This is a genomic window from Bradyrhizobium sp. P2_E8, from assembly GCF_056403875.1.
On record NZ_JBFUES010000124.1, the window covers coordinates 1 to 11,800 of the forward strand.

An 11,800-nucleotide genomic window follows, 5' to 3' on the forward strand; every position below is an offset into this window, starting at 1 on the left:
GATCAGACTTGGCCTGCGCGCCGTGCGCGCGGCCTTCGTTTCTCGGGGCGGCCTGACCGCCCCTTTTTCTTGGGCTCTTTCCCTGCCCCCACCCGCGGTTTTTGCGAACCCATCCCCACCCTGCCGCGACCCAATCGGGAGGCTCCGCATTGGACGCGCGGGGTTTTCGACTGCCGTGCTTAATGGGACCTCAACATTGAGGCCCTAGCTTCCCGCCGATTTTGCCAATCGGCGCCCGCGGCACGGCGACCGGGAAATTGCCAATGCGAGCGCCCGTCCGGGCCTCGTTCTCAGGGGAAGAACAAGACAGATGTCGACGCGCCATGCCGTGATCATTGCCATGGGCCTCTTCGCCAGCGCTTCCGCGCTTGCGCAGACCGAGACCACGGGCCAGGCCGGCCCCAAGCCGGCAACATCGGGCGGCACCGTGCCGGCCGCCGCCAATCCGGCCCATGCGGCCGCGCCGAAAACCGCCGCGTCGACGTCGGCCTCAACGCCGGAAAGCCGCTCGGCCGCGGCGCTCGCGATGACGCACGAGCCGACCTATGACGAGGGCTCCGCCCAGCGCATCAAGGACGCGGCGCTCAGCTATTCCGATCTCGCGGTGCGCGGCGGCTGGCCGACGATCCCCGCGGACGCCAAATTCGCACTCGGCGTCCAGGGGGCCAGCGACGAGCTGCTGCGCAAGCGGCTGATCATCTCCGGCGACCTTTCCGCCGACAAGGCGAGCGGCGCCTTCGACCAGGATCTCGCGGACGCGGTGAAGCGTTTCCAGGCCCGCCACGGGCTGGCGCCGACCGGCATGGTGACGCCGCGCACGCTCGCGGCGATGAACGTCTCCGTGCAGAAGCGTATCCGGCAGCTGGAGGCTTCGCTCCAGCGGCTCGAGAACATGAATTTCGGCTTCGGCCAGCGCTATGTCGTGGTCAACATCCCCGCGGCCTTCGCCGAAGCGGTCGAGAACGACGTCGTGGTGCGGCGCTATCGCGTCATCGTGGGCAAGACCGAAAAACCCTCGCCGACACTGACGGCCCAGATCACCAGCGTCGTCCTCAATCCGACCTGGACGGTGCCGTCCTCGATCGCCAAGACCGAAATCTCCGCGCATATGCGCAAGGACCCGACCTACCTGTCGCGCATGCACATGGAGGTGCTCGACGCCCACGACGATCCGATCGATCCGCATTCGGTCGACTGGTCGGGCACGCACACGCCGAACTTCACCGTGCGCCAGCACAACGGCACCTTCAACGCGCTCGGCGCGGTGAAGATCGACATGCCGAACGCCTATTCGGTCTACATGCACGACACCAACCAGCGCAATCTGTTCAGCGACGACTACCGTTTCGATTCCCACGGCTGCTCGCGTGTCGACAATGTGCGCGATCTCGCCGCCTGGCTGCTCAAGGACCAGCCGAAGTGGAGCCGCGCCGCGATCGACGCGGAGATCGCCAGCGGTCAGCACCTCGACGTCGCCATGGCCAGGAAGGTGCCGGTGGCCTGGATCTATCTCACGGGGTGGATGACCAAGGACCAGACCGTCCAGTTCCGCAACGACGTCTATAACCAGGACGAGCAGTTGCTGGAGGCGACCGCCGAAGAGGCGGCGTTCTTCAGCAATGCCGGCAGCCATCCGCTGACCGCGCACATGACGCGCTAGGCGGTAGCCGCCATGCAATCGCGGCACAGGCGGATGCGGAGCCCCTCGCCTCGCCGCGGTTGACCCGGACCTCGGCCCGGCAGCACATTGCGCCTCGCAAATCACAAGCGAGCGCGCGATGCCCGACATTTCCGATGAAGCTCCTTTCGCCGACGGCAAGATCCTCAAGCACGCCGCTGACGGCGTCGGCGTGATCACCTTCAACAATCCCGACAAGCGCAATGCGATGTCGCTGGAGATGTGGGAGGGATTTGGCGAGGCACTGACGGCCTTGCGCGACGACGACGCGGTGCGCGTCGTGATCCTGCGCGGCGCCGGCGGCAAGGCGTTCGTATCCGGCGCCGACATCAGCCAGTTCGAGAAGACCCGGCACAACGCGGCGGCATCCGAGGAATATGCCAAGCGCAGCGCCGCCCAGCGCGCGCTGCTCGCCGACTATCCCAAGCCGACGATCGCCTGCATCCAGGGTTTCTGTCTCGGCGGCGGCATGCAGGTTGCGATGCTCGCCGACATCCGCATCGCCGCGCATGACAGCCAGTTCGGCATTCCCGCAGCGAGGCTCGGCATCGCCTATGGCTACGACGGATTGCGGCACCTGGTGTCGCTGGTCGGCCCGTCCTGGGCGCGGCTGCTGATGTACACGGGCATGCGCATCGATTCCGCAGAAGCGCTGCGCATTGGCCTCGTCGAGCGCGTGATCCCGGACGATCAACTCTGGGGCGAGACCATGGCGATCGCCAAGACGATCTCGCAGAACGCCCCGCTCGCGATCAAGGCCGCCAAGATCACCATCGCGCAGGTGCTGAAGGACGAAAGCGGACGCGACATGGACGCGATCAAGGCGATCGGCCATGCCTGCATGGACTCTGCGGATTTTCGCGAGGGCCGGCAGGCCTTCATGGAGAAGCGCAAGCCGCAGTTCCAGGGGCGGTGAAGCTGAACCGGCATTCAGGAAGATTAAATTCCTCTGTCTCCTGCACCGCGATAGCAACCAACTGATCCGTCGCAAGTTCTTCCGCCACCAACGAGGGAGATTGCGATGAAACTCAAGTTTGCTGTTTTTGGCCTGGCTGCCCTGGGCAGCGCCGCGCTCGCGTCAGGGCCAGCGCTCGCGGCGATGCCGAACGGCATTCCGCAGGCCGATCGCGTCGCAAGCGGTCCGGCCGCTGACGTCGATCAGGTGCGCATGGTCTGTAATCAGTGGGGCCGCTGCTGGTGGCGCCCGAACTATTATGGCGCCTACGGCTATTACGGTGGCCCGCGCCGGTACTATGGCGGCCCGCGCCCATGGGGCTGGGGTCACCGCCACTGGCACCGCTGGTGAACGACGAAGGGGCCTCGAGGCCCCTTTTCTTTTGGCATCTGACTACAGCGCCCCCAGCACCGCTTTCGTGATGTCGGCCGTGCCGTTGCTGCCGCCGAACTCCATTGGCTTGATGCCGCCGGCATAGACCTGGTCCACCGCGCGTTCGATCGTCTCGCCGGCTTCTGCCGCGCTCTCGACGCCGTGCTTGTCGGCGAGCCAGTCCAGCATCATCGCGGCCGACAGGATCATTCCCGTCGGATTGGCCTTGCCCTGTCCCATGATGTCGGGCGCGGTGCCGTGGCAGGGCTGGAACACGGCGTATTTGTCGCCGATGTCGGCCGACGGCGCCATGCCGAGGCCGCCGATCAGGCTCGCGGTGATGTCGGAGACGATGTCGCCGAACATGTTCTCCATCACCATCACGTCGAAATCCCAGGGCCGCTTCACCAGCATCGCCGAGCAGGCATCGACATAGAGCCGGTCGGTCTTCACCTCCGGATGCTTCTTCTCGATCTCGTCGAAGATGCCGCGGAAGAAAGCAAAGGCCTTGAACACGTTCGCCTTGTCGACGCAGGTGAGCATTCCCGGCTTGCCGCGCGCCTTGCGGCGTTCGGCGAGGCGAAACGAGAACTCGAACAGGCGCTCGGAGGTCCGGCGCGTGATCACCATGGTCTCGCGCGCGTCCTCATGGGTGACGACGCCCTTGCCCATCGAGGCGAACAGGCCCTCGGTGGATTCGCGGATCACGACGAGATCGATGCCGCGCGTGTCGGCGCCGACGATCGGGCTCGGCACGCCCGGAATGAGCCGCGCCGGCCGCACGCCGGCATAGAGATCGAAGATGAAGCGCAGCTCGATCTGCGGCGCGATCTCGGTATTGTCAGGATAACGCACCGACGGCAGGCCGCAGGCCCCGAGCAGGATCGCGTCCGCCTCCTCGCACAGCTTGATCGTGCTCTCGGGCATCGACTTGCCGGTGGCGAGATAATTGTTGGCACCGGCCGGCGCCTCGGTGAAGCGGAAGCGCAAATCCGATTTCTGTTCGATCTTGCGCAGCACTTCAATCGCCGGCGCCATGACTTCGGGGCCGATGCCGTCACCGGCGAGCACGGCAATGTGGAAGGCGTTGTTTGCGGACATGGGGGTTCCTAGGTGACGGAAGGTGTGGCCTCGTCATTGCGAGGAGCTCTTGCGACGAAGCAATCCAGACTGCCTCCGTAGAAAGACTCTGGATTGCTTCGCTTCGCTCGCAATGACGAGGATAGAGTATTGATTACGGCGTCAGCACGGTGCGCCCGACCACCGCGCCCTGCTGCAACTGCACCAGCGCGTCGTTGGCCTTGGCGAGCGGCTGACGCGTCACCGGGATCGGCGGCACGTTCTTCGTCCGCACGAGGTCGAGCAATTCCTGCGTCTCGCGCAAATTGCCGACATAGCTGCCCTGGATCGTCACCGCCTTGATCGGAATCAGCGGCAGCGCCCAGGTCGCGCCGCCGCCGAACAGGCCGACGATGACGAGCTTGCCGCCCTTGGTCAGGCAGTCGAAGCCGAGCTGCGTCGTCGCGGCATTGCCGACGAGGTCGATCACGGCGCGGATCGGTCCGCCCGCCTTCTTCGCAAGTTGCTCCAGCGCGTCCGGCGCCTTGGGATCCACGGTTGCAAGCGCGCCGGCCTTTTCCGCGGCCTCGCGCTTCCTGGCGTCGATGTCGACCATGATCGCGCCCTTGCCGCCCATGGCTTTCAGCAGCGACAGCGCCATCAGGCCGAGGCCGCCGGCGCCGAACATCACGATCGGTGCATCGAAGTGCTGCTCGACCTTCTTCAGCGCGCTGTAGGTGGTGACGCCAGAGCAGGCATAGGGCGCGGCCGACGCGGGATCGAGGCCTTTGAGGTTCAGCAGGTAGCGCGGATGCGGCACCAGCATGTGATCGGAATAGCCGCCGTCGCAATAGACGCCGAGCGAGCGCGGCGTCAGGCACATGTTCTCGTCGCCGCCAAGGCAGGTCGCGCACTTGCCGCAGCCGATCCAGGGATAGACCAGGCCGACATCGCCGAGCCTGAGATCGCCCTGATCGGTCGGCTTCACGTCAGGACCGAAAGCCAGGATTTCACCGACCGTCTCGTGGCCCATGGTCAGCGGCAGATTGATGCCGCGGTCCTTCAGCGACAGCGGCTTGCGGCCATGGCCGAGATCGTAACCGCCTTCCCAGATGTGCAGGTCGCTGTGGCAGACGCCGGCGGCCTTCACCTTGATCAGCACCTGCGTGCCCTGCGGCTGCGGCGTGGCCTCGTCAAACTCCTGCAACGGCGCCTTGAAATCGGCGACCTTGAAACTCTTCATCGGCGTCCTCCCGCATGCTTCTTGTTGTCACGCCACCATGCCATGGCCGGCGAGGCGAGACAAACGCGCACCTGTCTAGTTTATGCCGGCCGATGGTGGCAAGCCGGCCGCGCGCAAGGCCGCATTGCTCGCCGCACCGAGCCCTGCGTCACCCTTGCACGGCCGTTTTGCCTGACGGAATTGACGCATCATCGGCGAGGCCAATCTCGTCGCGCAGCGCATCCGTGTGCTCGCCGAGCGCGGCCATCGTCTTGGCGGGCGTCGTGTCGGCACCCGACATCCGGAACGGCAGGTTGAGAACCTGGAACGAACCGCCCTCATCTTCCACCGACGAGAGCGCCTGCCGATGCGCGAGCTGCGGATCGGCCAGCGCCTCTGACACGGTGCGATAGGCCGAGGCCGGCACGCCGGCCGCGCCGAGCGCGACAAGGCATGCCTCCGTCGAGAGCAGCCGCGACCAGGCCTCGACGCCGTCCATCATGTCGGCCCAGTTCTCGCGGCGCGCGGCGTAGGTGGCGAAGCGCGGATCGGGGATCCAGTCGGGGCGGCCGATCACGCCCATCAAACCCTGAAACGTCTTTTCGCTCGCAACCGTGATCATGACATAGCCATTGGCCGTCTCGGTCGGCCCGAACATCGGGCGCGGCGGCGGCTTCACCGCAAATTGCGAGCTCTGCAACTCGATCACCGTCAGCGTCAGCATCGACTCCAGCATGGAGACGTCGATGTGCTGGCCGAGGCCGGTCACCGTGCGCTGATACAGGGCGGAGACTATCGCGCCAAAACCGTAGGTGCCGGTGACGACGTCGGCGTGGTAGATGCCGCAATAATCAGGCCGGTTGCGACCGGGCTGGTAGGCAAGATGCGCCATGTCGTAGCCGGAGGCCGCGTGGATCACCGGCGCATAGGCCGGCAGCTCGGCCGAAGGGCCGGTCTGGCCGTAGCCGGAGATCGAGCAGTAGATCAGCTTCGGATTGACCGGGCGTATTCTGTCGTAGTCGAGCCGCAGCCGGTGCATCACGCCGGGGCGGAAGTTCTCGACCAGGATGTCGGCGGTTGCGGCCAGCCGGAGGACCGCCTCCCTGCCGTCCTCGGACTTGAGGTCGAGCACGACGCTCTTCTTGCCGACATTGAGCTGGCCGAACACGGTGCTGCACCCCTTGCGCAGCGGCGGCCGAGTCCGCATCGTCTCGCCGCCGCCGGTCTCGATCTTGATGACCTCGGCGCCCATGTCGGCGAGCATCCGCGTGCAGTGGGGACCGGCGATGGTGGTCGAAAAATCCAGCACCCTGAGGCCGGCGAAGGCCTTTGTCGTCGCCCCCTCATGCTTATCTGCTAGCTGCATGCGTGCTGYGTCTCCTCGGCGTATCCTGGGAACAATCAATGTTCTCTGTTGTTGTGCGCTCGACCGTAGAGGGCGGCGGCTGAGTAGGAAAGGGTTTACCGAACGGAGGCGCTCCGCAGGCGTGCTTGGGAATTCCGGGGCAATTGGACCCGTTCTTGCATAGCAGCAAACTGGATCGGCAAGGGGCAACTGTTCTTGAGGGTCTTGTTCGTTACGACAGAGATGGACGACTTCGTCCGCGTCGGCGGACTTGGAGCCGTTTCCGCTGCCCTCCCCAGAGCCCTTCGCCCCTTTGCCGATATCCGGATCATGTTGCCCGGCTATCGCGACATCATCGAGCAACTCACGCATATTCAGATCGTTGGCCGCTGCCCGTCGTTTGCGGATATGCCGGCCTGCTCGCTCGGCCGGGCCGCGACCAAGGACGGCCTGCCGGTCTACGTGCTGTTGTGCTCGCAACTCTACGACCGGCCCGGCAATCCCTATGGCGACGAGTCCGGGCGCGACTGGCCGGACAACGACATCCGCTTCGCGCGCTTTGCCTCGGCAGCAGCTGAGCTGGCCATGGGCAAGCTGGACAAGAATTGGGCAGCAGACCTGATCCATGCCAACGACTGGCAGGCCTCGCTCGTGCCGGCCTATCTCGCCTGGCGCGGCGCCAAGCTGCCGTCGATCCTGACCATTCACAACCTCGCCTATCAGGGCCTCTTCCCGAAGGACTCGCTGCGGCGGATCGGCGCACCGGAAAGCGCTTTCCACATCGACGGCCTCGAATTCTACGACCAGGTCTCCTTCCTCAAGGCCGGGCTGGTCTACGCCTCGCATCTCACCACCGTCAGCGGCACCTATGCGCGCGAGATCACCACGACCGAGTTCGGCTGTGGCCTTGAGGGTCTGCTCCGCCTGCGCTCGGACGCCGCTGAGCTGACCGGCATCCTCAACGGCATCGACGAGAGCTGGGACCCGCGCTCCTGCGCGCAGCTCGCCCAGCAATTCGGCGCCGGAGACTGGGTCGGCAAAAAGGCCAATGCCGACTACGTGCGCAAGCAGTTCGGGCTTGCGGTGTCGCGCGGCCCGATGTTCGGCATCGTCGCGCGCCTCGTGCACCAGAAGGGTATCGACCTCGTGCTGTCCGCGGCCGACGAGATCATCGATGCCGGCGGGCAGATCGTGGTCACCGGCTCGGGCGAGCCAGCGCTCGAGCAGGCGCTGATCGACGCGCATCGCCGCCGCCCCGACGCCATCGGCGTTGCGATCGGATTCAACGACGCCCAGGCGCGGCGCATCTTCGCCGGCAGCGACTTCACCCTGATGCCGTCGCGCTTCGAGCCATGCGGCCTCAGCCAGATGTACGCGCAGCGCTTCGGCTCGCTGCCGATCGGGCACCAGACCGGCGGCCTGGCCGAGACCATCACCGACGGCGAGACCGGCTTTTTGTTCTCAAGACCCTCGCATGAATCCTTCCTCGGCGGCGTCCGCCGGGCCTTCGAGGCCTTCATGGCGCAGGACCAGCTCGACACCATGCGCCGCAGCGCCATGGGACGGTCGTTCTCCTGGAGCATCTCCGCCGGCAGCTACAGCGCACTGTACCGGAAGCTGGCAGCGGTGTGAGGCGCGACGGCGCTTCCACCTACTCCGCCAGTGCGAGCGCAGCGAAGCAATCCAGAATCTTTCCGCGGAGACAGTCTGGATTGCTTCGCTGCGCTCGCAATGACGATGCGGGGAGAGCGCGCGCCTCACTCTTCTCTCGTGCCCCGGACGCAGCGCAGCGCTTCTTCAGCGATGCGCTGCAGAGCCGGGGCCCATGTCGCACAGGAGTCCGTGGCCTCTGGGTCCCGGCTCTGCGCCGCAATGCTCACACGTTGCAGCTTGTCCGGGACACGCCAGGAGCGCTTCTTAGCGGCGCGCGTCCATCTGCGGCCGTCCGATCCAGGCGCGGTTGAGGCAGCGGGTTATCCAATCCGGCTGCAACTCTCCTCGCAGCCGCGCCTGCGCTTCCTGGTAGGGACCGACATAGCGCAGCCTGTCCGGCAATTTCGGATAGACGCGCCTGATCCATTTCATCGCATTGTCGGCGGATCTGATATCGCGCTCGTCCAGTTCGAACCCGAAGCCTGAGCGCAACCGCTCCGGCAGCAGGCTTGCCGTGAGCGCACGATACCATCGCGGCGGACGCAACCACGGACGCGCGCCGTTGAAGATTTGTGTCGCGATCTCGCGCGCGGCCGGACTGACAGTCAATGTCTCCGACTGCGCCATCGCTGCGGTGTAAGCGGCAAAGCCGGACCAGTCCGCCGGCAGGTCGTCCGCCCTCAACCCGAACAAGGCGCCGAACATCCGGCCCTCGACCCAGTAGCGCTCGCGCTCCACCGCCGAGAGCTGCGGCAGAACGAGGTCATGCGCCATCAGCGCAGTCTCTACCAGCGTCGCATGCACCCAGCGCAACGACGGAATGTCGTTGGCGCAGTAGCGCGAGCCGGCCGCGAACGGGCCAACGGTCTCGGGCATCTCCCCGACGATCATGCTGTGGCGCCGGTGCAGCTGCCGCGACGACAGCAAGGCACGGTCGAGCGATCCGAACACCATGGCGAAGACGATGTCGAAGGTGCGATGGAAGCGGCCGATCGGATCGGCCAACGTCCGGGAGTGCTCGGCGATGGCGGCAGCGACCCAGGGATGAGCGAGTTGCAGCAGCAGCGCGCGGCCGGCGCCGAGGAAGATGACGGCCTCCCGGTCGATCTGCCAGGTCACCGAGGCCGGACCGAACACGCCCGCAACCGGCCCCGCTGCGTCAGCGCGGACCTGATCGAGCGCCGCCTCCAGATCTTTCTCAACGACCAATTGCAAGCCTCGCGACGAAGACGCCGCGACAATAGCCCAGACGGCGCGCGCGTGATATCGTCACGGCCCAAAACAAGTGACGGAGAAGGCCTCTACTCCGCCGCAATCGGCATCTCGTCCAGATGCTCGTGCAGCACCACGCCGGCGAGCGGATCGAATTCGCCGATCCACGGCTTTCGTGCGAGCACGGACCTCGTGTGGGCGTAGCCCGCATGCCAGCGCCGCGTAATGCCTGACGGGCTGAAGTCGATGTCCTTGGTATGGGTCTCGCGGTCGAGCTGCGGCGCCAGCAGCCGCACGACGTGCATGCGGGTCGGACAGCCGTAGCTCATCAGCTCCCTCACGGCGGGATCGCTGCGCTCGCTCTCGGGCAGACGCGCGGCGAGCTGGTTGATGACGTGGCGCAGGCGATGGGCCTGCTGCTGGCGGACGATCTGGCTCGCGATCCGGCTGGAATACATCACGTCCTTGTGCCGGTTCAGCACCTCCGCCATCGTGGTTGGCTCGGCGCCGACCGGATTCCACAGATGCACGGAGAAGATCAGCGAATCCCTGCGTGGATTATCGTCGAACACCGCTTCCGTCGGGGTGTTCGAGAGGATGCCGCCGTCCCAATAAAGCTCGCCGTCGATGCGCACCGCCGRGAAGGCCGGCGGCAATGCGCCCGAGGCCATGACATGCTTCACAGTCAGTTCGCCGTCGCGGCTGTCGAAATAGCGCATTTCGCTGGTGCCGACATGGGCCGCACCGACCGTCAGGCGCGGCGCGCAGCGATTGGCGAGATCGAAATCGACCAGCTCGCTCAGCGTCTTCTCCAGCGGCGCGGTCGAATAGAAACCGGCGTGATCGGCGCCCAGCGGATAGGAATCCCCGGCATGCGCCAGCGGGTTGGGCCGGAAGAAGCCGGGAACACCGTGGGTCACGGTCGACCAATAGGCGAGCTTCTCGTTGAAGTCGGGAAACGCAGTGCGCCAATTCCAGACCGGATTCTGCTCCATCCGCTTCCAGAATTCCTTCAGGCGCGCCAGCCGATGCTCCGGCGCGTTGCCCGCGATCAGGCTCGCATTGATGGCGCCGATCGAGGTGCCGATGATCCAGTCCGGCTCGATGCCGGCCTCGTGGAGCGCCTGGTAGACGCCGGCCTGGTAGGAGCCAAGCGCGCCGCCGCCCTGAAGCACGAGGACGACCTGACCCGGCAGGTCCATGCTCTTTCGTTGCCCGTTGTCCTGCATGCCGTTCATGTCTTGCTCCTGTCGAGCCTATGGTTATCATTCGTCAGGTGTAAGGCCGTTGTTACGTCCTGCCGTTCTCGGCGATTGTCGGTCGTTTTGGAAATGCCGGTTGGCTTCCGAAACCATACGCACGCGCTATCGCCGCCAGGATATCATTCCCTGTCCCGATCGGTTAGATTTCCGGCCGATCCTGCCGGGAGCCGATCCATGGAAATGCACCAGGTCCGCTATTTCCTCGCGGTGGCGCAGCTTTTGAACTTCACGCGCGCCGCCGAGGAATGCAACGTGACGCAGCCCTCGCTGACACGCGCGATCAAGCAGCTCGAGGCCGAGCTCGGCGGCGACCTGTTCCGCCGCGAACGGCCGGCGGCGCAACTGACCGAGCTCGGCCAGCGCATGCATCCGCTGCTGAAGCAGTGCTATGACGCCGCCGCCGGTGCGCGCTCGCTCGCCTCCTCGTTCAAAAGTGGTGAGGTCGGCGCGCTCCGCGTTGCGCTGACGCATTCGGTCGACCTGGCGCTGCTCATCCCCCACCTCAACGAGATCAGGCGGCAGTTCAACAGGCTCGAATTCCGCTTCCTGCGCGGGACGAGCCGCGAGGTCGCAGAATTCCTGAAGAAGGGCGAGGCCGAGCTCGGCATCGCCGCCGGGATCGACGAGGCCTGGGAACGGCTCGACGTCTGGCCGCTGTTCACCGAGGCGTTCGATCTCATCGTCAGCAGGGAGCACCGGCTTGCCGAGCACGACACGATCGAGCCGGACGACCTGCGCGCGGAACAATTGCTCGGCCGCAGCTATTGCGAGCATTCCAAGCGCATCGCAGCGAGCCTGCGCGAGCACGGCATCGATGTCGATCACGGCCACGAGATTTCGAGCGAACGCGACCTGATCGAACTGGTGGAGGCCGATATCGGCATCGCCATGATGCCTCACACCTCGCCCGTGCCGGAGAGCCTGAAACGCGCCGCGGTCGCCGGCCTCGATGCCCGCCGCACCGACAGCCTCTATGGCGTCGCCGGCCGCCAGCGCACGGCGGTGGCCAACGCCGTGATGCGCATGCTGCGCGGTGCGGACT

The 11,800-nt window shown here is 65.8% G+C and carries 10 protein-coding genes; 5 read left to right on the forward strand and 5 right to left on the reverse strand.

Features of this window, described 5'->3' with window-relative positions; genetic code table 11:
- Positions 1-310 precede the first annotated feature (310 nt).
- The 3 genes from AC1D00_RS09610 to AC1D00_RS09620 all read left to right on the forward strand — a co-directional run bounded on the left by AC1D00_RS09610 (position 311) and on the right by AC1D00_RS09620 (position 2,984).
- The gene (locus tag AC1D00_RS09610; RefSeq protein ID WP_477010511.1) at positions 311-1,660 is read left to right on the forward strand and encodes a L,D-transpeptidase family protein; all 1,350 of its coding nucleotides are present in this window, start codon (positions 311-313) and stop codon (positions 1,658-1,660) included.
- Positions 1,661-1,778: 118 nt separating this feature from the next.
- Positions 1,779-2,594: an enoyl-CoA hydratase gene (locus AC1D00_RS09615; protein WP_477010512.1), complete on the forward strand. Its 816-nt coding sequence runs from the start codon at positions 1,779-1,781 to the stop codon at positions 2,592-2,594.
- Positions 2,595-2,699: 105 nt separating this feature from the next.
- Positions 2,700-2,984 carry a hypothetical protein gene (locus AC1D00_RS09620; protein ID WP_135178505.1) on the forward strand — a complete coding sequence of 95 codons (285 nt, stop codon included), beginning with the start codon at positions 2,700-2,702 and terminating at the stop codon, positions 2,982-2,984.
- A gap of 42 nt (positions 2,985-3,026) precedes the next feature.
- Here AC1D00_RS09620 and AC1D00_RS09625 read toward each other — a convergent pair whose 3' ends face one another.
- From AC1D00_RS09625 to AC1D00_RS09635, 3 genes are all read right to left on the reverse strand, one after another.
- Entirely contained in the window at positions 3,027-4,106 is a 1,080-nt protein-coding gene (locus AC1D00_RS09625; protein ID WP_027546548.1) for an isocitrate/isopropylmalate dehydrogenase family protein, read from the reverse strand.
- A gap of 133 nt (positions 4,107-4,239) precedes the next feature.
- Complete coding sequence (locus AC1D00_RS09630) at positions 4,240-5,307, reverse strand: alcohol dehydrogenase (RefSeq protein ID WP_404554021.1); 1,068 nt, start codon at positions 5,305-5,307, stop codon at positions 4,240-4,242.
- A gap of 148 nt (positions 5,308-5,455) precedes the next feature.
- The gene (locus AC1D00_RS09635; protein WP_477010513.1) at positions 5,456-6,652 is read right to left on the reverse strand and encodes a CaiB/BaiF CoA transferase family protein; all 1,197 of its coding nucleotides are present in this window, start codon (positions 6,650-6,652) and stop codon (positions 5,456-5,458) included.
- Positions 6,653-6,847: 195 nt separating this feature from the next.
- Between AC1D00_RS09635 and glgA the strand changes: the two genes are divergently transcribed.
- The gene (gene glgA / locus AC1D00_RS09640; RefSeq protein ID WP_404554018.1) at positions 6,848-8,263 is read left to right on the forward strand and encodes a glycogen synthase GlgA; all 1,416 of its coding nucleotides are present in this window, start codon (positions 6,848-6,850) and stop codon (positions 8,261-8,263) included.
- 285 nt (positions 8,264-8,548) lie between these two features.
- Here the strand turns inward: glgA and AC1D00_RS09645 are convergent, their stop codons facing one another.
- Positions 8,549-9,493: an oxygenase MpaB family protein gene (locus tag AC1D00_RS09645; protein ID WP_477010514.1), complete on the reverse strand. Its 945-nt coding sequence runs from the start codon at positions 9,491-9,493 to the stop codon at positions 8,549-8,551.
- A 92-nt stretch (positions 9,494-9,585) separates the two neighbouring features.
- Positions 9,586-10,734: a DUF3734 domain-containing protein gene (locus tag AC1D00_RS09650; protein ID WP_477010515.1), complete on the reverse strand. Its 1,149-nt coding sequence runs from the start codon at positions 10,732-10,734 to the stop codon at positions 9,586-9,588.
- 198 nt (positions 10,735-10,932) lie between these two features.
- Between AC1D00_RS09650 and AC1D00_RS09655 the strand changes: the two genes are divergently transcribed.
- Positions 10,933-11,800 (forward strand): LysR family transcriptional regulator (locus AC1D00_RS09655; RefSeq protein WP_477010516.1); only part of this gene is annotated, 868 nt, incomplete at its 3' end.

Excerpts from the sequence above, each read along its gene's own strand:
- AC1D00_RS09610 (WP_477010511.1), top strand. The coding sequence starts at position 311 with ATGTCGACGCGCCATGCCGTGATCATTGCCATGGGCCTCTTCGCCAGC.
- AC1D00_RS09615 (WP_477010512.1), top strand. The coding sequence starts at position 1,779 with ATGCCCGACATTTCCGATGAAGCTCCTTTCGCCGACGGCAAGATCCTC.
- AC1D00_RS09620 (WP_135178505.1), top strand. The coding sequence starts at position 2,700 with ATGAAACTCAAGTTTGCTGTTTTTGGCCTGGCTGCCCTGGGCAGCGCC.
- AC1D00_RS09625 (WP_027546548.1), bottom strand. The coding sequence starts at position 4,106 with ATGTCCGCAAACAACGCCTTCCACATTGCCGTGCTCGCCGGTGACGGC.
- AC1D00_RS09630 (WP_404554021.1), bottom strand. The coding sequence starts at position 5,307 with ATGAAGAGTTTCAAGGTCGCCGATTTCAAGGCGCCGTTGCAGGAGTTT.
- AC1D00_RS09635 (WP_477010513.1), bottom strand. The coding sequence starts at position 6,652 with ATGCAGCTAGCAGATAAGCATGAGGGGGCGACGACAAAGGCCTTCGCC.